We start from the raw sequence: 24945 nt of genomic DNA on the forward strand, positions 1-24945 counted from the left end.
TGTGTTTTTGTTGTAATTTTGGTTTTGGTTATTCGAGCGGAATTTTACTTCCAGCGAACGTTCGCTAAATTATAAAAATTCGTTTACATTTACCAAATATTTTTGAAAAAATTATGCAAGAAGAATACATTAAATTAATTTTTGGGTTAAAACTAAAACAAGTAAGAACGGCTAAGGATTTGTCATTGTTTAAGTTATCTAAGTTAACTGGTCTTTCGAAATCGTATTTGAATGAGATCGAAAAAGGTAAAAAATATCCAAAAACTGATAAAATTGTTGCTCTTGCCGAAGCGTTGGAAATTCCTTACGATGAGATAGTTTCTTTAAAATTAGATAAAAATTTAGCACCAGTCGCTGAGATTCTACAATCAAATTTATTGCAAGAAATTCCTTTGGAACTCTTCGGAATAGAAGAAAGAGATTTAATTGAGATCATTTCTAACGCACCAATGAAGGTAAATGCGTTCATTTCTACGTTGATTGAAATAGGTAATAATTACAATCTTACACGCGAAAGTTTTTTCTTGGCTTCGTTGAGGTCTTTTCAGGAAGCAAATGATAATTATTTCCCTGAAATTGAAAAATCTGCAAAGAGTTTTTTACAAGAATATTTGATTGAATCAGAAGATTTTGTAAAAAATGAAACGATGGAAGAAATTCTGAAAGAAGAATATAATTATACCATTCTTTATGAAGATTTCACTTCGTTAGGAGGGAAGGATTTAGCGAAATTACGTTCTATTTTTATCAAAGAGAAAAAGCTGTTGTATATCAATATTAATTCTGACAATGATCAAAAACGATTTATTTTAGCGAAAGAATTAGGCTATAATTATCTTGATTTGAAGGAACGTTTGTATACATTTTCGTGGGCAAGTTTTGATAATTTTGATCAATTGTTAAACAATTTTTATGCATCTTATTTTGCTGGAGCTTTGTTGTTACCAGAAGAAAAACTGTTGAAGGATATGCAGAATTTGTTTGCTATAGAGCATCATGATTTGTCTAAATTTCAAGAAATTCTTGGAAAATATACCGAATCACCTGAAACGGTTTATCAACGAATGACAAATTTGTTACCCAAACATTTTAATATTCGTGATTTGTTTTTCTTGCGTTTGTCAGCAAAAGTTGGTTCAAATTCATATAAATTAACGAAAGAACTTCATCTTAATCAACAACAATCGCCACAAGCAAATGAAACGGATGAGCATTATTGTCGTCGTTGGGTTTCGTTAAATGTTTTGAAAGAATTGGAAAAACATCAAGATGATCATCATGAGATTTCTGCACAAATTTCGTTGTATCCGTTCAATAATAATCAAAAATATTATGTAATTTCTTCTGCAACGAAAGATCCATTCAATCCAAATTATTTACGAAGCGTAACGATTGGTGTATTGTACAAATCAGCTCAACGTAAAGTGAAATTTATGAATGATGCCTCAATTCCTGTAAAAGAAGTTGCGGTTACGTGTGAAAATTGTGGTATGAAAGACTGTGCTGAACGTGTTGCTGAACCAATTCGTTTTGAAAAAGATATCCGAAATAAACGATTAAATGTTACGATTAATGATTTTATAAAAGAGCAGAGTAAGTAATATTATCTACCATAAAATAAAAAGGAGAACTTGTTTCAAGTTTTCCTTTTTTTATGTTTAATCTAAATATTCTAATCTATTTTCAACTAATATTACATGATGTTGAAGCGAAAATGTGTTTCCTCTTTCTATGGTTGTGCAATCAAAATTACGGTATTGTAATTCGTTGAATAATGTTTTGACATAACATCTTCTTGCAGAATTCCAAGAACTGTTCCTACATTTTGATTAAAGCGTTCGATTAATTCGTTGTCAGTTAATTCACGGAATAATACGACAAATTCATTTTTTAGATTTTCCATTGTTTTAATTTTTTAATGATAAAAACAACAGGATAGAGTGGAGAATAACCTTTTATTTTGGCGTTTGCCCTCATTCTATACCACCGTAGCGCGGTTTTGGCTCGGTTGGTGTTCTGATTTTTCAGAAACTCCTGATGATTGATAGAGTAAATATAGGCATAAATTTTAAAAACAAAAAAAGGAACTCAAAAAAGTTCCTTTTCAATATTTTTATTCGGATAATTCTAACCAACGGAATTCTTTTTCCTCTAATTCATCTACAATTTTTTGTAGTTCATCTCCAATAGTTGCGATTTTGTCATAACCTAAATTTGGGTCGGAAAGTAAATTTGTTAATTCTTCTTTTTTGGCTTCAAGAATTGGTAAAGATTTATTAATTTCTTCTAATTCTCGTTGTTCTTTAAACGATAATTTTTTTGGTTTTGTCTCTACATTTTTCTCTTTCGATTCAACTTTTTCCTGAATAACGATTTCTTTTTCAGCCTTTTTATCGTCAGTTATGGGCTTGTTTTTATTCTCGATGTGATATTCTGTATATGTTCCCATATAACGAGAAACTTTTCCTTCGCCTTCGAAAATCATTAATTCATCAACCACTTTATCCATAAAATATCTATCGTGGGAAACAACTAATAAACAACCTTGATATTCTTCTAAGAAACTTTCAAGAACCGTTAAAGTAGGTAAATCTAAATCATTTGTTGGCTCATCAAGAATCAAAAAGTTAGGATTTTTGTACAAAATTGCTAATAATTGCAGACGTTTTTTCTCTCCACCACTCAACTTTGAGATGAATGTATGTTGTTGTTCTGGCGTAAATAAAAACATTTCTAAGAATTGTTCTGCACGCATTTCTTTTCCATTAGAAAGAGGGAAAAAATCTGCAATATCTTTCACAAATTCTATGACGCGCTCATCTTCTTTGAAATCAATTCCATCTTGTTTGAAATGTCCAATATTTAAGGTTTCTCCACGTTCAATTGTTCCAGAATCCATAGTTTCGATTCCTTCTAACATTTTTAGGAAAGTCGTTTTACCAACTCCATTTTTTCCAACTAAACCAATTTTTCCACCACGAGCGAAAATATATGAGAAATCATCTAAAATTTTCTTTTGACCAAATGCTTTCGAAACATGTTCCATTTCGATGATTTTTTGACCCAAACGTGTCATTACCATCTCTAATTTTACTTGTTGATCGACAATTTTATGTTTAGCTACTTTTTCGGTATCATAAAACGCGTCAATACGAGATTTAGACTTTGTTGTACGCGCTTGTGGTTGACGACGCATCCACTCAATCTCTTTACGATAAAGGTTTTTCGCTTTGTCAATTGTTGCATTTTGATTTTCGATACGCAATGCTTTGTTCGTAATATAAGTTTCGTAATTTCCCGAATGTACATACAATGTTTTGTCCTCCATTTCGAGAATTTTGGTACAAATTGCATCTAAGAAATAACGATCGTGCGTAACCAAAATCAATGTTTTGTTTTCTTTGTTCAAGAAATATTCAAGCCATTCCACCATTTCTATATCCAGATGGTTGGTAGGCTCATCTAAAATTAAAAGAACATATCCAGTTTCGAAACTTAAATCAATCAAAAACTTCGCTAAAGAAATACGTTTACGCTGACCACCAGAAAGTTTTCCAATTTTTTGATCCAAGAAATCAATCTTCAATTTTGATAAAATTTCTTTGATTGTTGGCTCAACTTTCCATGCATCTAAAACATCCATTTTTCCCATTAAATCAATTAAATCAGGATTTGTTGGGTCATTTTCGATCATGTTTTCATATTGACGAACAACATCTAAAACTTCATTCGAATGATTGAAAATATATTCTTCACTTTTCAAGTTTTCGTCAAAGTCATCACTTTGATCCAACATCAAGATTTTAACACCTTTATTTGGACGAACTTCGCCAGAATCGGCAGTTTCTAATCCAGCTAAAATTTTAAGTAAAGTAGATTTTCCACTTCCATTTTTTGCTACGAATGCGATTTGGTCTCCTTCATTTACATGAAAATTTACATCTTCAAATAAAGTTCTGATTCCGTATGATTTGGTTAGATTTTCAACTGTAAGAAAATTCATGGTTTATTATCTGTTTTGTAAATTAAAAAAAGATGCTAAATCTTTTCTGTTTCGATTTGTTTCATCGATTGTTTAGCTTTTCTTATTTTAACGATTAGAATAGCCAAAGATAAGACAAAGCAAATACTTCCTATTACAATTAGATTATTTAAATGTGGTTGAATTAACGCAGGATCGCCTTTTTCGATGAAAAGTATTCGGAATATTTTCAAATAATGTGTTAATGGAATGCAATCTGCAATTGCTTGAATCCATTTTGGCATTTGACTTAAAGGCCATGTAAATCCACTTAAAATGAAACTTGGTGTTGCAACAACCATCAAAACTTCGGTTGCTTTTAGTTGGCTTGGAAGGAGAATGCTGACTAAAAATCCTAAAAAGCAAACGGCTAAAATGAATGCAAGAGAAGAAGTGAAAAATGGCCAAAATTCGGTTTCTAATTTCATGTCATAAAACATTCCGAACCAATAATACAGCATATATATAAATACTGACATAAATAAATAAGGAAAAGTTTTGACGAATAAAATGGTAAACGGATTAGATGATTTTGAGATTAATTCATTAAATGTTCTGTTCTCAAATTCTGAAGCAAATGAAAGTGCTAAACCTAATAATAAAACTTGTTGTAATACGGTTAATAAAACACCTGGAAGCATAAAATATAAGTAGTTTCCACTTCTGATATTTTGGCGAATCATCGTTGATTTGAATGGTTCGTAGCTTTGTGTTGCAATATATTCAGGAACGCCTTGTTTTCGAGCTGTTTCTATCGAAATTCCAGCTTTCATTGTTGTTAAAACTGTCGTAATTGCGATTGCTGCTGTATTAGAAGTTAACGTGTTTGAAGCATCTACAAAATAAGCGATTTCGGGTAATTTTTTTTGTTGTACATCAGATTGAAAGTTTCGAGGAATAACAACCACAACTTCAGCTCCGATTGCTAAAGCTTTATTCTTAGAATCAAATGTTGAAGGTAAAACTTCAGCAACTTTAACCGATTCATTTTCATCTAACATCTGAATAATTTTCTGACTTGTCGTTGTATGATCTTCATCTACAACAATAATTGGTAAATCGGTTACATTCCCTTTTTTATAAACATTTCCGATCAGAACACCATACATAATAGGTGCTCCCAAGAATAAAATAGGTAAAACAGGATTCTTGAAGAAAAGTTTGAATTCTCGTATAATTAAATGAAAAATCGTTTTCATCAGAATTTATTTAGCATTAAGATCTAAAACTACATTTGCTTTTGTCAATAGTTGAGCAGCTTGTTTATAGTCAACAGGAACAACTTTCACTTCATATTGCGATTGTTGTTGATCGATATCAGGATAAGCAGTCGAAATATTTGCATACGAATTAAGAACTTTTATCGAAACAATTTTACCTTTCAAAACCATATTATTTTTATAAGGAACTTTTAAATTGACGATTTGATTTTTTTGCAATTGCCCGATTTTATTCTCAGGAATTGTAAATCTAAAAAATGTAGTTTCTTCCAAAATTCCGTTTGCAATAGAATATCCAGCCAAAGCTAATTCTCCAACTTTTAGATTAATTGTTTCAACCGTCATGTCTTGTGGTGCTTTGATGTGTCTTTCCGCCTCAGCAACATCTACTTCTTGCAAAGCTCCCAAAGCACGCTCTTTTTGTCCCAAAGCCATTTGTTGTTGTTCTACACGCGCTCCATTTTCGGCATCAGCTAATTCCGCTTTTGCAGCTAAATATTGATTTTTAGCACCTTGATATTTAGCATAAACTTCATCATAACTTTGTTGCGGAACAAGACTATCTCGAAGCATATTTTTTAATCTATGATTTGATTTTTCTGCATAATCTAATTGTTCTTTCAAGCCAGCAACTTTTGCACGCAATTGTTTCAATTGATTATCTGTAGCACCTTTTTTAGCCATTTCGTATTGAGCTTCGGCAGAATTTACAGCACCTTCTGCTTGACTTTTCTTCGCATCAACTTCTGGTAATTGTAAGATAAAAAGCGTTTGTCCTTTTTTTACTTCATCACCTTCGTGAACTAATATTTGATCTATTTTTCCTGGAATTTTTGTTACAACGCTAATTTGATCGCGCTCAATTTTACCTTGAAAAATAGTTTGCTCTTCTTTTTTATTTTCCTTGTCAGATGATTTACAATTTGTAAAAAGTATTAATCCGCTTAAAGCAAAAATATAGTATAGTGTATTTTTCATGATTTTAATTTGATAATTGATTAAATAATTCTCCAGAAGTTTGAAGTAATTCGTAGGTTTTAGAGCGTTGATCTAAGATTTGAGTATAATAACCTAGATTGGCTTTGTAATAATCATTTTCAGCAGCCAAACGTTCAGTTACATCTATTAATCCTTCTTGAAATTGTCTTGATGCGATTTCTAAATTATTTGTTGCAATGGTATTTTGTTGATTATTTACTTTCAATTTTTCAGTAGAAGTTTCGTAATCAATTTTGTTTTTACTTAATAATAAATTCAGTTTTTCTTGGGAATCTTTTAACTTGTTTTCATTTATTATAATGTCAGTTTTCGCTTGTGCTAATTTATTTTTATGTTGTCCGCCATCCAACAATTCCCACTTTGCGCCAATACCAATCAAAATATTAGGGAACATCGAAAATTGGTTCATTTTCAAATTAACATCACCCAAAAAATCAACATCTTTTAGCTTAAAACGACTTCCAAAAATTGACGTATAATTGGTGTTCGCGAATGCAAAAACTTGTGGTAAATGCGATCCTTTTTCTTTTTGATATAAAAATTCGTAAGCTTTTACAGAGTGTTCAAGTGCTTTTAACTCTTTTTTATTTTCTAAAGTATAACTTGAAGCAAGAATGTCAATTGGGGTAAGTTCATATTGAATTTGTTGAAGATCTTTTTCAGACAGATGCGTTAAAGTTTCTAATTTTTTGTACAGTAATTGTCGATTACCATTCAGTTCTACTTGTCGAGCTTCTAATTCTAGCATTGCTAATTTTATTTTTTCACGATCGTATGGAATAGCTAAACCATTTTGAATAGCTTTCTGCACTTTAAGATGCTCTTTATCCAAGCGTTTTGCAGAATTTGAAATTAATTCTTCTACTTTGACCAATAACATCAATTGATCATAGGTTTGTAAAATATCTTTGGTTATAGTTTCTTTTTCGGCTTCTTTCAAATAATCTAAAGCAGTACTTTTTTCCTGAATAGCATTCAACGCATTTGGAATTTGTAATCCCGAAAATATAATTTGAGTGGCGTTAACTCCAACAGTAAATAATCCTGCTGAGGTATTGAATTTTTGATTTCCCGAAAACAATTCTGTAGACAAAATATCGATTGATTTGGTTGGAATATCGATGATTCCGTTCGAGTTTAGATAACCACCCAGTGCAATTGCAGATAAATTTGGTTGTCGTTTACCTTTTACTTCGTCATATTGGTAATTGTTTTTTTCTACTTCCAGTTGTTTATTTTTTAATTCATAACTTGACTCAATCGCTTTTTCAACAGGCAATCGAAGTTGCGGATCAATCAATTGTTGTGCAAATCCCGAAATAGAAGTCAATAATGGAATAAAAGATAAATATCGAATAATAAGCATCCTATAATTTTTGACTAAAATTAACAAAAAATATACCATGAATAAAAGTCAATATTAGAATATCATTAAAATTAAAAATCCTGAAACTTTTTAAGGGTTCAGGACTTCCAAAAGTTGCCAGAAAAATGGCGCATAGTTCAATGTATTTAATATTTATTATCAATAATATCCAACGTTTCGTTTAATGATTCTTTCATCATTTTCTCTAAATAATCCGTCGTACTTTTATTGATTGTTTCGTCTATATATTTAGTTCCACCAATTGTTTCGCTATATTTTAAAGCATTATTTTTAAGGTCTAGAATATTAATGTAGACATATGTTTTGGCGATGTATTTCTGTTTGTTGGCAGGATCATAATCAAGACCCGATTTTACATTAATTAAAACTAAATCATCTTGATTAATCGCTTTTTTTAAATCATTAAATTTAACTTGATTTACATTTTCCTTTGTGATTAATTCATTCGGAACTAAATTTTTATCAAATCTATCAATCATTTGATAAGTGTACTTGTTGTCGTTTAATATTTTTTCAGATTTATCACGAATTACTTTTACAATATCAAATTTAGAATTTATTTGTTTGAGCTGGTTTTCAATTGATTTTGAATCAATGTTTTGATCTAAATTTTGAGAATTATGATCAAAAAAACCAAGGGAATCTATATTAATCAGAACACCAACTTTATTCACAGGAACGTCTAAAGCATTTTCGTAAGTTACCGTATTAAGTGCTAATTCTTTTGGAGCTTCTTTTTTTTGCTCGCAAGATTGGGTCAGAAACGTTAACCCAATTAATAAATAAACCAAATTTTTCATACGCTATCCTATTATCTCTTTAAAGGTAGTGATTTATAATGTTTTATAATAGAATTATTCCTAATAATTTTCTTCTTCTTCATCGTCAAAAGTTTTGGCAATTTTTTCAATGTTTAAGCTTTTTGCCATCGCATCAAAAATCTCTTTATAAGTACCGTTCATTTTGTATACATCCTCATGAATTCCGTGTTCTACAACTTCGCCTTGTTTCATCACGTACGTATAATCGGCATCGATAATTTGAGAAATACTATGCGAAATAATGATAACTGTTCGATCTTTTTTGATGGCATCCAAACTATTTTTAATTTGTTCCGTCGCAATTGCATCCAAACTTGCAGTAGGTTCGTCTAAGAAAATAATTGGTGGATTTTTGAGAAACATGCGGGCAATGGCGATACGTTGCTGTTGACCACCAGATAACAATAAGGCTTTGGATTGATAAGCTTCTGGCAAATCCATAATTTGTTCATGAATATAAGCACGTTTTGCAGCATCTTCTATTTCTTCGAAAGTTGCGTTGACATTTCCGTAACGAATATTTTCTTCAATTGTTCCATTAAAAATGTGATTTTTTTGTAAAACCAATCCAATATTATCGCGTAAAAATTGTGTGTCATATTCTTCTAAATCAATTCCATCAAGTAGAATTTTTCCAGAATCAGGTTGATAAAATTTATCCAATAGATTGATAACTGTACTTTTTCCCGCGCCAGACAAACCAACCAAAGCTGTAATTTTATTGGGTTGAATTGTCATGTTTATATTTTTTAAGGCTTTGTATCCATTTGGATAAGAAAAGTCAACATTTTGGATTTCGAATTTTCCTTTTAGATTTGTTGGAAGATAATTCCCAGATGATTCTTTTTCATTGTCTGCTTTCAAAATTCCAAAGAAACTTTCGGAATAAATCATAGCATCATTCATTTCATCGTAAATACGATGCAGTTGACGAATAGGCGCAGAAACGTTGTTAAACAACAAAATATGAAACATAATTGCACCAATTGTCATTTGTCCGTCAAGAACCAAATACGAAGTTAAAATAATGATAATCACTACGCCAAACTGCTCGATAAAAGATTTTAAACCATCAAAAAAGAAGCTTGTTTTGCGTGTTTGCATTTGATTATTCGTCAATTCTTTTTGCAAATCAAGTTGTTTTTTACCTTCTATATCTTCTCGGTTAAATGATTTAATTACTGTAATTGAATCAATTATGCTGATAATTCCTTGTGATTTTTGTTCACGATAACCTCTTAAGTTTCGTCGCCAACCACTCAGCTTTTTCGCTTGCTGTTGCGTGATAATGAAATAAATCGGAACGATACAAAGTCCAACCAATCCAACATAAAAATTAGCATTGAACATTAAAATTAAAGCAACAATTGAATTGGCAAAAAGTGGAAGAATATCGATAAAAAAGTTTTGAACTAAACGTGTCAAACTTTCAATTCCTCTGTCAATACGGGTTTGAAGTTTTCCTGCTTGATTATCTTGATTTGTATAAAATGCCATTCTATACGTCAAAATCTTTTCGATAATGGTTTGTGCTAAATCTTGTGAAACTAAGATTCTAAGCTTTTCACCATAATATTTTTGACCAAATGTGATAAAAGCATTCAAGATTTCTTTTGTCATCAAAACAATTGAAATAAACGAAATGATTTTCAGACCTTCTTTTAATCCTTTTCCAGCTTCAACCAAACCATTTATAGAATCTACGGTATACTGTAAAATAAGGGCGTTTACCTGTGACGTAAAAGATCCAACTAAGGTTAGGAGCAAAGTTGCGACAACCAAAGAACGATAAGGTTTTACAAATGGACGTAGATTTTTAAACAGTTGAATGATTGTCATTTATTATTCTTTTAACGGTTGTTCTTTCACAAAAACGTGACCAACTTTTGTGAAATCGTAAGCAATCTCGTATAAATACTCTAATAGATCTTCAATCAGTTCAGAATCATTTTGCAAAGCCTCTGTTTCAATTTCAGTATATGCAACAGTTTTTTCTCCAAATTCTATTGTTTTAGGTAAATTTTCTGTTTCATATTCGCCATAAAGCCGAATGTTTTGTAACAATAATTGCAAAATTTTCTTCATCAATCGAATATGTTCTGAAGTTAAAATAACGGAATTGTTTTTCTTTAAAATTTTAACTAAACCAACTGAATATGAGACAAATGATTGATTGAAAATGGTGAATTTATTCAGTACGTTAGCATTTTCTTGTTTTCCTTTCGGTTCAGAAATTACACGCTGAAAAACTGAATTAATATTTGCCATTGCAATAAAAACATCTTTTCTAGCTAATTTATAATCTGTTGTAGAAACTTCGTTGTCGGCTAATTTTTTAAAAACCAAATAGATAAACTCATAATTTGCAATCAATGCTTTTTGAATATATTCGTTCATATTATTTTTTTCCCAAGTTGGTAAAATCAAATAACTCGAAATAAACGCCATAAATCCTCCAACAAGTGTATCAATAAAACGTTCTTGAATAATATACAATGAATCTTTTTGCGAATAAAAACTAAACGAAATAAGAATATACGCGGTTAAGTAAAATGTACCAATTGCATATTTGTGACGAATAAAAGTGTAGGCCATTAACATGAAAATAAGCATTAAAGCAAATCGGATACTGTGTTGAGGAATTATCAATAATATTAAAACTCCAACTAATCCACCGCCAATTGTTCCTTTCAAACGCTGAAAGTTTCGTTTTTTTGTTACACTAAAACCAGGTTTTAAAATTACTAAAACTGTCATCAAAATCCAGTAACTATGGTAAGTCATCGGAATAATAAATGTGACGCCATAAGCTAATAACATTACAATTGATGCACGAATTGCATGTCTAAAAATTGAAGATTTTAGATTCAGATGATCTTTTAATTTTCGTAAAGAATAATCAACTGTAGGTTCAAAATGTTCGGCATGATCCAGTGGATTTTTCTTTTTTTCTGTGAATGAATCATCATAGAAAAATTTATGGATAAACTCTATTTTATAAACAATTTGCTTTAGATTGATATAAATTTTAGATAAAACGATTGGTTTTTGTCCTTCTGCATATAATTCTTTGATGGCATCATCAATCTTTTTCAACTCAACTTCAAAGTCAAAAGTAGGTTGTTTAGGACGTTTGTTCGAGTTAATATGATAAGCAATCATTTTAAGCTCATGCGCTAATTTATTCATTAAATTATAGATTTTGCGCATTGCTTTTGTATCACCGTAAACTTCTCGAATTTTTACATAATCGTATTGATTTGCTGTTACATTCTCAAATATATCCACCAAATCAGAGAAAATAAACACAATCGAACGCCCAATTGGTGTCTGGTCTTTTACCAATTTTTTGTTCGAAAAAACTAATTCACGAACTAAACTTTGTTTTTCGTTAATTACAACATGTTCATCGATTAATTTTTTGATAATATCATCGTAATTTGAATCTTTATCAAACATAGAAGCCTTGATTCGAATGTATTCAGAAATATGAATCATTGTGTCAGCTAAGTTTTGCTGCGCCATACGATAAGGACGAAAGGTACTAATAGCTAGGCTAAAAATAGTGTACCAAGCTGCTCCAGCAGTCACAAAAAGTGCAATATGAAGAGGACTTAACTCATGTCGTAAATCATTCATATTCATTACCATTGACATCATAATGACCATTCCAAGCGCACTTGTACGTTGTCCCCAAACGGTTAACATGTTAGAAAAGAATACGATAAGTGTTAAACAAATACCTAGAAATATTGGGTAACTGTTAATCGTTTTGGTGAAATATGAAACAAGGAAAATCAAGAGCACGGAAAGCCACATCAGGTTTCGGCGTTCTTTAAATGGACCAGGTGTATCCGTCATGTGTGCTAAAACTGCACCAAGACTTATCGTTACACCGGCATATAAATCGCCAAACAAGCTGGCTACGATAGGCGGAATGATAATCGCTAAGGAAGTTTTTAAGCCATCTGAAAGCGCTTCTCCGTAGATAAAGTTTTCAATTTTATTGATGATTTTCAAGTGTAATTTTTTAAGGTTGAAAATTGTTGTATAAAATTAACACAACTTTTTTCGAAACCCAACTAAACTCGTGAAGTTTTTAGAATATGAAACCCATCAATGCTTTGAGTAAAAATTAAAGTTGTTGTACCGCCATCAATAATTTTGAATTTTTTCTTGATAACGTCTATTGGCTGATTGTAATTTTTGACTAATAAATTCGCTTTTGTTTTTAGAATTTCTTTTTTTTGATTTTTAATTTCTTCTTCAATCAAGTAAATTTTTCCAGGAAAATTCTCTAAAAGTTCATTCGAAGTATACAAATGAGTATTCTGATGAAGTTTATGAAGATTGAATTTTTCGCTCAATAATTTGAAAGCACCAGTTTTTAGAATCGCAACATTTGGTTCGTAAATATAACGTTGAATTCCTCCAAAACTTGCATTCGCACTATATTCTTCTTCAAAATGAAAAGAAAATTCGGATTGATTATTTTCTAAATTAACAGCTTTTATCAAAGGGTTTTTTGTTGAAGAATTTTTATCTAAAATGATTAGAAAATCTTTCACTTCATTTTTTAATGCAACAATGTGTATTTCAAAAATTGAATCAATTTGTTGTAGGGTAGAAGTGATGTCTAATAAAGGCGAAAGCTTGATGATAATTTTCTCTGTTTTTTCGGAAAAAGTTGGAATCCATTCTAAAATATTTGGCTCTAAATCTTCCAAAATAAATTTTCTTCCGCTCGAATTTCTTCTTGCTGGATCGAGATAAATAACATCAAATTTTAATGTAGGATTTTCTTCAAAAAAAGACTGAAAAGTTCCTGTATAGGTTTCTAAATTTGGCGCTAAAATTTTAGCATTATGTTGTACAATCTCACTCAATTCAGGATTTTGTTCGATGTGATATACTTTGTCAAAATTCTTTGCAAAAGCCATGGTATCAATTCCAAAACCTGCGGTTAAATCAATCAAATTTTTTCCTTTAACTAAAGTTGATTTATAATTTGCTGTGGCTTCTGAACTTGCTTGTTCCAAATTAATTGAAGGCGGAAAATAAATATTTTCTGTCGAATAAAGTGTTGGAAATTTATGTTTTGAAACTTGAATTCCTTTCAATTGTTGTGCAATTTCAGCAGAAGAAATTTCTTCAAACAACGATTTTTTCAAACCTATAGATTTGATGTCTTCATGTTCGATTATTTTCAGATAATCTTGAAATTCTTTTGTTAAAATAGTTGGATTCAAAATGTTATTTTTTGACGTAAAATATTATTTTATTAAACACAAAACTTCAGTATCCATCACAGCTACTGAAGTTTCGATTATATTATTAAGTTCTTTTAATGAAATTGGCATCCAATTCATGTAAAAACTATTTTTTTTCCTCTTTTTCTGCCAAACGAGTTGGAACAATCGGAACAAAAAGTGCTTGTTTTACCACTTTTTCTTTTGGCGATTTCTCAATCACATCTGCAGGGTTTCTAAATTTGTTTACACCAATTAATTTAATGGTTTGCTCATCGAAATCTTTTTGCTCTTTTTTCGCGCTTGTGTAAATAAAATCTTGAATAGTTTCATTTTGTAAAGCATTTACAAAACCTCCTACATTTTGTATTGTTTTAAACAATTCTAACGCATTTTCAGCCATTTGATTTGTCAAACTTTCAATGTAGAAAGAACCAGCAGCAGGATCAGTAAATTGATTCAAATAAGATTCTTTTTGTAACAATAATTGTTGTTTTGCGGCTAATTCTAATCCAAAATCAGACTCTTTATTAACTTCATCATATGATCCAACAAAAATAGCGTCACTTGATCCGAAGATAGCCGAAGAAGCTTCTATTGTAGAGCGAATAACGTTGTTGTAAATATCTAATTTAGATTTATTGCGATCGGATGTTGAAGTGAAAATAAATGCTTCACTTTCTTTATTATATTGCTCCAAAATCATTTTCCATAAAAAGCGAAATGCTCTTAATTTCGCAACTTCGAAGAAATAATTACTTCCAACAGCAAATTTAAAATAAATTTTGTCCGCAATATCAGCTCCAAAATTTTCTAAATATTCTACTGCATGTGCAAGTGTAATCGCAATTTGTTGAACTTGATTTGCTCCAGCATTTTGATAAACATCTCCTTGAATTGAAATTACTTTTTCGAAATTTTTCAATGCCAAAGCTTCTTTCACCAATTCTTTTGATGCTTTTTCTGAATCATTTTGCCAAAGTCCATTCTGTGCCAAATATCCATAAATATCTAAATCTAAATATTTCAGATTTGGAAGATTTTCAAGCGATTTTAAATCAGAAGTTCCATTATATTTAATAAATAAATCTAGATAATTAGGAAGTTCTAATGAAGGATTAACTTGATTTTGATCAATCAAATATCCATACAAAAAGCTGTAATCTTGGTTTTTATTTCCTGTATATTTCGAAATAATTTTCCAATCTTTTGAGGATTTTGGTAATGGTTGTACAGCCGAATAATCGACATCATCCTTTGTATATAATGGTTTTACATTTATTTGATCGTTCGTTCCCCAAACCAAAGTTTCATTATATTCTAAACCTTTTAGCTCGACTTGAACTTTATTTTTCCATTCTTTTTCAGAAATAGAATCAAAATTTTCAAATAACTTACTCATTTTCTTTATTTTGCGGCTTCGTAACTTTTTCTTGCTGAATGATAAAAATATCTTCATCATCTTTTTTCAAGAAATGCTTTTCTCTTGCAATTCTCTCAATTTCAGCAGGATTACTATTTAGTTGATTTAATTTTTCAGATTCAGTATCCAAGTGTTCTTGGTAATATTGTTCATCAACTTCTAATAATTTGATTTGTTTATCCAACTCGCGATGTACGAAAAAAGAATTTTGGTCGAAAAAAATCATCCAAACAGCAAACGCAACCGTTAGAACAAAGTAACGATTCCAAACAAATTTGAATACACGTGTATCCTTAATTTTTCTTTTCGGTACTTCTGGTGTAAGTTCTTTGTCAAAGATTTCTTCCGATTTTTCTTTCATTATACAGTAGTTTTCGAGTTGAGTTTTTCTTTAATTACAGTTGATAAAACTTTGATTGCGACAGAATTTTTCTTTTTCATATTCGGAATAATAATGTCTGCATAGTTTTTAGATGGTTCTATAAATTGCTGATGCATAGGTTTTAACGTTTTTTGATAACGTGTTAAAACTTCGTCTAAATCGCGCCCACGTTCTTGTATATCACGGCGTACGCGACGAATTAAACGTTCGTCAGAATCTGCATGCACAAAGATTTTAACATCAAATAAATCTCTTAATTCTGGATCTGTTAAAACTAAAATTCCTTCAACAATAATAACACTTTGTGGGTGAGTAAGAATTGTTTCGTCTTTTCTGCTGTGAGTAATAAATGAATAAACTGGTTGCTCTATAGAAATACCACTTTTTAATAATGAAACATGTTCTTTTAATAATTCAAAATCAATTGATCTTGGGTGATCAAAATTTATTTTTGAGCGTTCTTCAAAAGATAAATCCAAATGATCTTTATAATAATTATCTTGCGAAATAACAATTACACTTTCGGCGTTTAGGTCTCTCAAAATATTATTAACAACAGTAGTTTTTCCTGAACCTGTTCCACCTGCAATTCCAATTACTAGCATCTTTTTTTTATTATTTTTTAAATTATTAGTTGTTTCCATTGCAAGATCATCCATTAAATTTTATTAAAGATAAAATTTTACTTCCTAATTTTAAAATATTTATGAATGATTCTTGTTTTTTTATTTTTTTAGTATAGAATAGGTTAGGATTAATAAAAAGAGTATGGTTAATCAAATTATTATTTGATTCTAATTTTAATCGACTATTTAGGTATAAATTAATCATTTAAATTTTTTCACACAAAAAAAGTACTTGACAGTACTTTCCTAATTTTATTAATCGCGTGCAAAGGAAAGAAAAAAATGATAATTATTAAGTATTTTTTTTGTAAATTTAAGTAATCAAAACTGTTAAAAACATAAAAAATGAACGAATTATTATCAACAAATTTTCTCTTACCAATACTCATAGGTATTGGTTTAGTAGCTGCAACTGGTTTTAGAATATTCTTACCACTTTTCATTGTAAGTTTATTAACCGATTCAGGAAGTATTGATTTAAATATTTCTGATAATTGGAGTTGGATTGGAACTGATACAACGATGATGATTTTAGGATTATTAGCCGCTGTAGAAATAGTAGTATATTATATTCCTATTTTAGATAATTTTTTAGATAAATTATCTGTGCTCTTAGCTGCAATTGCAGGGATATTTATTTTTAAAATTGTATTACCAGAGGTGATTAATGAATACCTTTCTTGGGTATTAGCTATAGTTATTGGAGGAGGAGTTTCTTTCTTTATTTCTGCAACTATGACAGCAGCAAGAGATGTATCAACAATAACTACAAGAGGAGAAGGGAATTTTGTAATTAGTACAGTAGAAACACTTTGTTCTGTAATTTTGATATTTATGTCAATTTATTTACCTGTGCTTTGTTTCTTCTTTGTATTATTTATATTGTACAGTTGTTATTATGCTTACAGTCATGTAAGTAAAAGAAAAAACAATATATTATTGCATTAAAATTAAAATAATAATAAAAAAACCTTGATAACAATTGTTATCAAGGTTTTTTTATTAAAAGAAACAAAAAGAAATATTATTAAACAATAGTTAATTTTACTCCAAGGTTATCAATATCTTCTTTTGCTTTTTCTGTAATTCTAGAGTCAGTTATAATATGGTCAATTTCATTAAGATTACATATTTTACCAAAACCTTTTTTTCCGAATTTACTATAATCAGTTAATACAATTGTTTTTTGAGAAGCTTTTATCATAAGATGATTTAAATTGGCTTCGAGTAAATTAGAGGTTGTTAATCCGTAATCTGTATCAATACCATCAATTCCAAGAAATAATTTAGAAAAAGAAAGTTTTTTCAATGTATCTTCAGCATAAGGTCCAACAACAGATGTAGAGTTTGGTCGAACAACACCACCTAATTGTATTACTTCAATATTAGCTTTACCACTAAGAGCTAATGCAACGTTCATTGCAGAAGTTACAACTGTTAACTTTCCATTTGTTACGTTTATAGCCTGAGCAAATTGTAAAACAGTTGTTCCCGAAGCTATTAAAATTGCATCATTTGGTTCAATTAAAGATGCAGCAAATTTTGCTATATCTCTCTTTTGTTCAACATTTAATAAGCTTTTTTCGTTTACATTTATATCTTGTGTATAGGGATTGTTTTTATATATTAAACCATGAGCTTTGTATATTAAGTTCATGTTTTCTAATGTTTTAATGTCTTTTCTGATTGTGACAATAGATATATCAAGTTTTTTTGCTAAATCAGATATTTTAACGACTTCATTTTTCTCTAATTGATCTAAAATATAATTATGTCTTTGCGCCATTGTTTCAAATTCTATCATCATTTATGTTTTAAAATCTACTCAAATTTAATAAAGTTTTTACATATAATTATTTCTTTTTACATTAAAAATAGTTTTTATTTATTTCTTATTTGTTTTTTTTTATTATTTTTGATTTCGAAATGTTTTTATTATGAAAAGAAGCTCTTTATTAAAACAAATAGCATCAACAAAAGATTGGGATGTTATAATAATCGGTGGAGGAGCTACTGGTCTTGGATGTGCAATGGATGCTGCTACTAGAGGATATAAGACTTTATTAGTTGAACAAGCTGATTTTGCAAAAGGGACTTCAAGTAAAGCAACTAAGCTTTTACATGGAGGGGTTCGATATATGGCACAAGGTGATATTGGTTTAGTAAAAGAGGCTTGTCATGAAAGAGGTCTATTATTAAAAAATGCACCTCATCTTACAAGAAATACTTCTTTTGTAATTCCTAATTACTCGTATTTTGATAATATTATGTATACGGTTGGTTTAAAGTTTTATGATTTTTTAGCTGGGAAATTAAGTTTAGGAAAATCAAGATACGTTAATTCAAAAAATACATTGAAATTACTTTCTACAGTAAAACCTAATGGTTTAAAAGGAGGAGTAGTGTATCAAGATGGTCAATTTGATGATTCAAGATTAGCCCTAAATATAGCTCAGACAGCTATAGAAAATGGTGCTTGTGTTTTAAATTATACAAAAGTTGTAGGTCTTTTAAAAGATTCGAAAGGAAAACTTTCTGGAGTAAAAATAAAAACAGAAGATACGGAAGAAGTATATGAATTAAATGCTAAAGCAGTTATTAATGCAACAGGAGTTTATGCTGATAATATTTTGCAATTTGATAAACCTAATTCACCTCATCTAGTAAGACCAAGTCAGGGTGTTCATATAACAATTGACAAAAAATTCTTGCCAGGTGAAAATGCTTTAATGATTCCTAAAACTAGTGATGGTCGTGTATTATTTGCTGTACCATGGTATGATAAATTAATTCTAGGAACAACTGATACGCTTAGAGATCATGCAGAATTAGAACCACGAGCTTTAGATGAAGAAATTAATTTTATCTTAACTACAGCTCAACAATATTTAGTAGGAAAACCGACTAAAGATGATGTGCAAGCTATTTTTGCTGGTTTACGTCCTTTAGCTGCACCACAAGGTGAAGGGAAAAACACTAAAGAGATTTCTCGTAGTCATAAAATCTTAGTTTCTGATAGTGGATTAGTAACAATTATAGGTGGGAAATGGACAACATTTAGAAGAATGGGACAAGATACAATTGATAAAATTATTCAATTGAATAAAGTTCCTTCAGTAAGTTGTAAAACTGAGCAATTAAAAATACATGGATATGAAGAAAATGTCAACTTTGAAAAAGATTTACATTTTTATGGTTCTGATAGATCAGAGATATTGAAATTGGAAAAAGAAAACCCTCAGTATGCTGAAAAATTATTGCCAAAATATGATTACACATATGCTTGTGTTGTTTTTGCTGTAAGAAATGAATTAGCATATAAATTAGAAGATGTTTTAGCTCGTAGACTTCGACTTTTATTATTAGATGCAAAAGGAGCAGTTGAAGTTTCTCATAAAGTAGCAACAATTATGGCTCAAGAGTTAGGTAAAGATGAACAATGGATTCAAAAAGAAGTAAATGAATTTGCTCAATTAGCAAAAATATATCAATTATAAGAAGAAAAAAAAATAAAAACCACAAAAAATGGAAACACACGAAAAATTTATTCTTGCATTAGATCAAGGTACAACTAGTTCGAGAGCTATTATTTATAATCATGATGGAGAAATTGTAGCGATATCTCAAAAAGATTTTCAGCAAATATTTCCCCAGCCAGGTTGGGTAGAACATGATCCAAATGAAATTTGGTATACACAATCTTCAGTAGCTGCTGAATCTGTAGCTAAATCAGATTTAAATGGAACTAATATCGCAGCTATAGGTATTACAAATCAAAGGGAAACAACTATAGTATGGGATAGGGAAACAGGAGATCCTATTTATAATGCAATTGTTTGGCAAGATAGAAGAACATCAAAATACTGTGACTCATTAAAAGAAAAAGGGTATAAAGATATTATACAAGAAAAGACAGGTCTTGTTATTGATTCATATTTTTGTGCTACAAAGATTAAATGGGTTTTAGATAATGTTGATGGAGCAAGAGAAAAAGCAGAACAAGGGAAATTATGTTTTGGAACTGTAGATAGTTGGCTTGTATGGAAATTTACTAGAGGAAAAATGCATATTACGGATGTTTCTAATGCTTCAAGAACACTTCTTTATAACATTAATACAATGGAGTGGGATGATGAATTGTTAAATTTATTTGATATTCCCAAATCTATGCTACCTGAAGTAAAGAGTAGTAGTGAAATTTATGGAACAACATCAACAACGTTATTTTCAACTAAAATTCCAATTTCTGGTATTGCTGGAGATCAACAAGCTGCATTATTTGGACAAATGTGTGTGGAGGAAGGAATGGCTAAAAATACATACGGAACAGGTTGTTTTTTATTAATGAATATTGGTGAAAAACCAGTTTTTTCAAAAAATAATTTATTAACGACAGTTGCTTGGCAAATAGACGGTAAAACAACTTATGCATTAGAAGGTTCTGTTTTTGTAGGAGGAGCTGTTATTCAGTGGTTGAGAGATGGTCTTAAAATAATTTCATCTGCACCAGAAAGTGAAAGATTATCTGCATCTGTGGAAGATAATGGTGGTGTTTATTTTGTACCAGCTCTTACAGGTCTTGGTGCTCCTTACTGGGATCAATATGCGAGAGGTGCAATTTTTGGAATTACTCGTGGTACGACACAGGCTCATATTGCCAAAGCAGCTATCCAAGGAATTGCATTTCAGGTTGATGATTTAATTAAGAGTATGAAATCTGATGTTGAAGGGGGAATAAAAGAATTAAGAGTAGATGGCGGAGCTTGTGCGAATAATGTATTAATGCAATTTCAAGCTGATTTGATTGAAAATGAAGTTATTCGTCCTAAAGTTTTGGAAACTACATCTCTTGGTGCTGCATATTTAGCAGGTTTAGCTGTTGGATATTGGAAAAATATTGATGAGATAAAAGTTCAATGGAAGCAGGATAGAGTTTTTAAACCAGAGATGAATTCAGATAAAAGAGCTGACTTATTGAAATTCTGGAATAAGGCTGTAAAAAGAACTCAAAATTGGATTGAAGATTAAATCAATTGAATTATGAATGAATTTTCAGCTGAATTAATAGGAACTGCTGTCCTAATACTTTTAGGTGGTGGTGTTTGTTCAAACGTTGCTTTGAAAAAGACAATTGGTCATGGTTCTGGTTGGATTGTTATTACAACAGGTTGGGCTTTGGCTGTTTTTGCAGGAGTTGTAATTGCAGGTCCTGTGAGTGGTGCTCATTTAAATCCTGCAGTTTCTGTAGGTTTAGCATTAGCAAATAAATTTGAATGGTCTAAAGTACCATTATTTATTCTTGCTCAGTTATTAGGAGCGATGATAGGAGCATTTTTAAATTGGGCAATGTATAAAGATCATTTTGATGCTTCTTCAGATGATCCAAGTTCTCAATTAGGTGTTTTTTCTACAGGGGCAGCAATTCCAAATAATTTTAGAAATGTCCTTTCTGAAATTTTGGGAACATTTGTATTGGTTTTTTGTGTATTTTATTTTTCTGATGCTAAAGGTACTTCGGGTACAGAAGAAGTGAAATTAGGATTAGGATCAGTTGGTGCTTTACCAGTAGCTTTCGTTGTTTGGTCTATTGGATTATCTTTAGGAGGAACAACTGGTTATGCAATTAATCCTGCTCGTGATTTTGGGCCGAGGATTATGCATTCTCTTTTACCAATGAAAGGTAAAGGTTCAAGTAATTGGGGATATGCATGGATTCCAATTTTAGGACCAATTTTAGGAGCTGTTTTTGCAGCGTTATTATTTAACTTTTTGTCTAGTTAATATAATTATTCATTTCAAAACCACACAACATGAATAAAATAACTTCACTAAAAAATATATTACTAACTTTTGTTTTTTTAACTCCAGTTAGTATTTTTTCTCAGTCATATGATGTTGCAGATCTTAAAATAAATGAGGATGAAAAAAGCAAGGTGTCTTTAAATGAAGAATTTCAGCAAGAATTATCTCCATTTTATTTACATGGTCAATTAAAAACAATGCATTTATGGAGAGGTTTAGCTGTTACAAATTCTACCGTTTTTGCTATAGATGCAGGAGTTGGTACGGCAGATGGTAAATTAAAAGCAGGAGTTTGGGGAGGATACGGAACAACTGGAGAATATAGAGAATTTGATTATTATGTAACTTATTCTCCAGTGAAAAATTTAACTTTTGCTCTTTGGGATATTTATAATTATTCCACTAATGCTACATGGAATAATAAAGATTTTTTTGAATATAATGGAGATAAAACAGGTCACTTTTTAGATCTTTCTGTGTCATATACAATTTCTGATAAAATTCCATTAAATTTATATTGGTCTACTGTGATTCATGGTAGAGATAGAGGAATTGAAAATGAGAAAAATCTTTATTCTTCTTATGTACAAGCCTCTTATCCTGTGGTGAAAAGTAAATTAGTTAATTTAGATTTGTATGCTGCTGGAGCATTTGCTTTATCACCTGAAAAAGAAGATAAAGGAAAAAACTTTTATGGACCTAAATCAGGTTTAGCAAACGTAGGTTTTATTATTGGTAAAACACTTAATTTTGGTAGATATCAATTACCTATAACTGCTACAGCTTCTTGGAGTCCAATTAATGACTCTGGCAATATTCAACTTGCGTTTAATATTTTTTAATATTTTTTATTTAATTATAAAAGGGACTATTTATTAGTCCCTTTTTTTATTTATTTTCCTGAAAAAAAAGAAAGTTAAATAACTATAATACATAATTGTATAAATTTGAAATACAAATAATTAAAACTTTATGAAAAAACAATTATTAATTATGATTGCTAGTCTAATTGTGGACATAGCAATTGCACAGGTTGGTATTAATACTTCAACACCTCAGAAAACATTTCATGTAAATGGTAGTTTACAAGTTACTAATGAATTGAATGTTGGTGGTAATGCTACAAGTCAAGGTAGTGCAGGTACTTACATCAAATGGTGTTTCAAATTCACCTGAATGGAAAACAATTGCTGTAGCAACTAATTTAACTGGTGATATTAAGTATAGCCTTATTACTAGTGACCATAATGGTTGGGTTAAATTGGACGGACGTTCAGTAAGTAGTTTAATGTCTACTCAGCAAGCACAAGCTAGTGTTTTAGGTTTTTCTACTAATTTACCTGATGCAACAAATGCTTATTTAGTACAGAATAATACAACGCTTGGAGGATTGTCAAATTCTAATACTAAAACTCTTACTAGAGGTCAGCTTCCAAATGTTACTTTATCTGCATCAGCTTCTACAAATGTTGCAGGGTCACATAATCATAATTATACAGATAGGGGAAATACATCTTATGAGATGACAAGAAATGGTAATTTAACAAATATTGCAGATGATACTTCAGGTACTTATCAAACATCAAATGCAGGAGATCATAGTCATACAGTTTCTGCTACAACAGAATCTATTAACGGGGGAGTAACACAACAGTCTTTAGATGTTAGACCTTTAAGTATGAGTGTTAATACTTATTTATATTTAGGTCTCTAGTTTTTTAAGAGATTTATTTATTGTAAATTCATTCGTAAATTCAAATTATGATTGATATAGACACAAAAATAAAATTATATAATGGTCTTCATTTACCAATTTTAGGATTGGGTGTTTATAAAACGAATGAAGGTGATGAGGTTATAACTGCTATTCATTCAGCTTTAGATGAAGGTTATCGTCTTATAGATACAGCATCTTATTACAATAATGAAATAGGAGTTGGTAAAGCAATTAATTCTTACAAAATCAATCGTTCAGAATTATTTATTACTACAAAAGTTTGGATAGATGATATGGGATATGATAAAACAATTAATGCTTTTCATCAATCACTTAAAAACCTGAATTTAGATTATATTGATTTGTATTTAATTCATTGGCCAGTCGCTGATAAATTAATTGAATCTTGGAAAGCTTTAGAATTTTTATATGAAGAAGGTTTAGTAAAATCTATTGGAGTTTCTAACTGTTTGCAACATCATTTAGAAATAATTCAGAAGAATTGCGTTTATAAACCGATGGTTGTTCAGAATGAATTTCATCCAAGGTTGATTCAACAAGAATTGGTTAATTATTGTAAAGATCATCAAATTGCTTACCAAGCTTGGGCTCCATTGATGAGAGGGAGATTGTTAGAAAATGAAATACTAAAAAGTTTAGCTAAAAAATATAATAAGTCTGTTGCTCAAATTATTTTAAGATGGGATCTACAAAAAGGGATAGCTACAATTCCAAAAAGTGTAAATCCAGAACGAATAAAAGAAAATTCTTTATTGTTTGACTTTGAACTTTCTTTGGATGATATTCATAAAATTGATTCATTGAATTCAAACGAAAGAACAGGTGCTGATCCAAATAATTTTTTAGATTACTTTGCAAATAAGAAATAATTGATGAAACAAATAACTTATTCAATTGTTTCTAGAGGAGAAATATTAATTAATTATTCTAATCAGACCGTTAATGTTTTTATACGAGTTTCAGGAGAATTAGTCTTTCATCCACCAGTATTTTATGCTGATTTATTAATTTTTAAAAAACGTTCTGTATTATCAGAAAATATAAATCAAGAGATTATTGATTTTATTATGCAAGATAGTATAAGTAAAGGAACAAAAATTATTTTTGATTGACTTTGCGTTAGGAGGTGAAGCGGTATCCTTTTCTAATTGGATGTATTTTTATTTCAGTTAAATTATCAATTAGAAAAGATATTGAGGAAAACCCGCTCGAACGCCTAAATAAATATAAAACCTCATAATAGTATATTATGAGGTTTTTTTTTGATGTATTTATTT

At 30.1% G+C, this 24945-nt stretch carries 23 protein-coding genes and 1 riboswitch; of the genes, 10 read left to right on the plus strand and 13 right to left on the minus strand.

The window, feature by feature from the left end:
- Positions 1-113 precede the first annotated feature (113 nt).
- Positions 114-1601: a helix-turn-helix transcriptional regulator gene (locus N5D46_RS12510; RefSeq protein WP_280050127.1), complete on the plus strand. Its 1488-nt coding sequence runs from the start codon at positions 114-116 to the stop codon at positions 1599-1601.
- A 128-nt stretch (positions 1602-1729) separates the two neighbouring features.
- On the opposite strand, the gene N5D46_RS12515 is transcribed toward N5D46_RS12510, so the two are convergent.
- From N5D46_RS12515 to udk, 12 genes are all read right to left on the minus strand, one after another.
- Positions 1730-1903: a hypothetical protein gene (locus tag N5D46_RS12515; protein WP_181816318.1), complete on the minus strand. Its 174-nt coding sequence runs from the start codon at positions 1901-1903 to the stop codon at positions 1730-1732.
- 43 nt (positions 1904-1946) lie between these two features.
- A riboswitch (SAM-I-IV-variant riboswitch) is annotated at positions 1947-2046 on the minus strand.
- Between the two features lie 67 nt (positions 2047-2113).
- Positions 2114-4003, minus strand: a complete 1890-nt coding sequence (locus N5D46_RS12520; RefSeq protein WP_280050128.1) for an ABC-F family ATP-binding cassette domain-containing protein — start codon at positions 4001-4003, stop codon at positions 2114-2116.
- Positions 4004-4038: 35 nt separating this feature from the next.
- On the minus strand, positions 4039-5220 hold the full coding sequence (locus N5D46_RS12525; protein WP_180904727.1) for an ABC transporter permease: 1182 nt from the start codon (positions 5218-5220) through the stop codon (positions 4039-4041).
- 6 nt (positions 5221-5226) lie between these two features.
- Positions 5227-6219 (minus strand): biotin/lipoyl-binding protein, encoded by a 993-nt coding sequence (locus N5D46_RS12530; RefSeq protein ID WP_280050129.1) that lies wholly within the window; start codon positions 6217-6219, stop codon positions 5227-5229.
- A 4-nt stretch (positions 6220-6223) separates the two neighbouring features.
- Positions 6224-7606 carry a TolC family protein gene (locus N5D46_RS12535; protein WP_280050130.1) on the minus strand — a complete coding sequence of 461 codons (1383 nt, stop codon included), beginning with the start codon at positions 7604-7606 and terminating at the stop codon, positions 6224-6226.
- A gap of 146 nt (positions 7607-7752) precedes the next feature.
- Positions 7753-8427 carry a hypothetical protein gene (locus N5D46_RS12540; protein ID WP_280050131.1) on the minus strand — a complete coding sequence of 225 codons (675 nt, stop codon included), beginning with the start codon at positions 8425-8427 and terminating at the stop codon, positions 7753-7755.
- Positions 8428-8487: 60 nt separating this feature from the next.
- Positions 8488-10287, minus strand: a complete 1800-nt coding sequence (locus N5D46_RS12545) for an ABC transporter ATP-binding protein (protein WP_280050132.1) — start codon at positions 10285-10287, stop codon at positions 8488-8490.
- Positions 10288-10290: 3 nt separating this feature from the next.
- Positions 10291-12468 carry an FUSC family membrane protein gene (locus N5D46_RS12550; protein WP_280050133.1) on the minus strand — a complete coding sequence of 726 codons (2178 nt, stop codon included), beginning with the start codon at positions 12466-12468 and terminating at the stop codon, positions 10291-10293.
- 62 nt (positions 12469-12530) lie between these two features.
- Positions 12531-13697: an RsmD family RNA methyltransferase gene (locus tag N5D46_RS12555; RefSeq protein ID WP_115001137.1), complete on the minus strand. Its 1167-nt coding sequence runs from the start codon at positions 13695-13697 to the stop codon at positions 12531-12533.
- Between the two features lie 127 nt (positions 13698-13824).
- Complete coding sequence (locus N5D46_RS12560; RefSeq protein WP_280050135.1) at positions 13825-15099, minus strand: methylmalonyl-CoA mutase family protein; 1275 nt, start codon at positions 15097-15099, stop codon at positions 13825-13827.
- Complete coding sequence (locus tag N5D46_RS12565) at positions 15092-15481, minus strand: septum formation initiator family protein (protein ID WP_115001133.1); 390 nt, start codon at positions 15479-15481, stop codon at positions 15092-15094. The genes N5D46_RS12560 and N5D46_RS12565 overlap by 8 nt, the downstream gene beginning before the upstream one ends.
- Positions 15481-16146: a uridine kinase gene (gene udk, locus N5D46_RS12570; RefSeq protein ID WP_280050139.1), complete on the minus strand. Its 666-nt coding sequence runs from the start codon at positions 16144-16146 to the stop codon at positions 15481-15483. Before udk ends, N5D46_RS12565 begins: the two co-directional genes overlap by 1 nt.
- 327 nt (positions 16147-16473) lie before the next feature.
- Between udk and N5D46_RS12575 the strand changes: the two genes are divergently transcribed.
- Positions 16474-17076: a DUF4126 domain-containing protein gene (locus N5D46_RS12575; protein WP_115001131.1), complete on the plus strand. Its 603-nt coding sequence runs from the start codon at positions 16474-16476 to the stop codon at positions 17074-17076.
- A 79-nt stretch (positions 17077-17155) separates the two neighbouring features.
- On the opposite strand, the gene N5D46_RS12580 is transcribed toward N5D46_RS12575, so the two are convergent.
- Positions 17156-17932, minus strand: a complete 777-nt coding sequence (locus N5D46_RS12580) for a DeoR/GlpR family DNA-binding transcription regulator (protein ID WP_280050136.1) — start codon at positions 17930-17932, stop codon at positions 17156-17158.
- A 133-nt stretch (positions 17933-18065) separates the two neighbouring features.
- On the opposite strand from N5D46_RS12580, the gene N5D46_RS12585 reads away from it, so the two are divergent.
- The 8 genes from N5D46_RS12585 to N5D46_RS12620 all read left to right on the plus strand — a co-directional run bounded on the left by N5D46_RS12585 (position 18066) and on the right by N5D46_RS12620 (position 24780).
- Entirely contained in the window at positions 18066-19625 is a 1560-nt protein-coding gene (locus N5D46_RS12585; protein ID WP_115001130.1) for a glycerol-3-phosphate dehydrogenase/oxidase, read from the plus strand.
- Between the two features lie 28 nt (positions 19626-19653).
- Complete coding sequence (glpK, locus tag N5D46_RS12590; RefSeq protein WP_280050137.1) at positions 19654-21156, plus strand: glycerol kinase GlpK; 1503 nt, start codon at positions 19654-19656, stop codon at positions 21154-21156.
- Positions 21157-21168: 12 nt separating this feature from the next.
- Positions 21169-21909, plus strand: coding sequence for an MIP/aquaporin family protein (locus tag N5D46_RS12595; RefSeq protein ID WP_115001127.1), 741 nt, complete (start codon positions 21169-21171; stop codon positions 21907-21909).
- A gap of 29 nt (positions 21910-21938) precedes the next feature.
- A complete protein-coding gene (locus tag N5D46_RS12600) occupies positions 21939-22772 on the plus strand; it encodes a hypothetical protein (RefSeq protein ID WP_115001125.1) in 834 nt (277 codons plus the stop codon).
- A gap of 151 nt (positions 22773-22923) precedes the next feature.
- On the plus strand, positions 22924-23106 hold the full coding sequence (locus N5D46_RS12605; protein ID WP_125349247.1) for a hypothetical protein: 183 nt from the start codon (positions 22924-22926) through the stop codon (positions 23104-23106).
- A complete protein-coding gene (locus N5D46_RS12610) occupies positions 23066-23644 on the plus strand; it encodes a hypothetical protein (protein ID WP_125349248.1) in 579 nt (192 codons plus the stop codon). The genes N5D46_RS12605 and N5D46_RS12610 overlap by 41 nt, the downstream gene beginning before the upstream one ends.
- A 47-nt stretch (positions 23645-23691) precedes the next feature.
- Complete coding sequence (locus N5D46_RS12615) at positions 23692-24537, plus strand: aldo/keto reductase (RefSeq protein ID WP_115001120.1); 846 nt, start codon at positions 23692-23694, stop codon at positions 24535-24537.
- Positions 24538-24540: 3 nt separating this feature from the next.
- Entirely contained in the window at positions 24541-24780 is a 240-nt protein-coding gene (locus tag N5D46_RS12620) for a hypothetical protein (RefSeq protein WP_115001118.1), read from the plus strand.
- Positions 24781-24945 lie beyond the last annotated feature (165 nt).

The sequence above is a fragment of the Empedobacter sp. GD03865 genome (assembly GCF_029840775.1).
Taxonomy (GTDB): domain Bacteria; phylum Bacteroidota; class Bacteroidia; order Flavobacteriales; family Weeksellaceae; genus Empedobacter; species Empedobacter falsenii_B.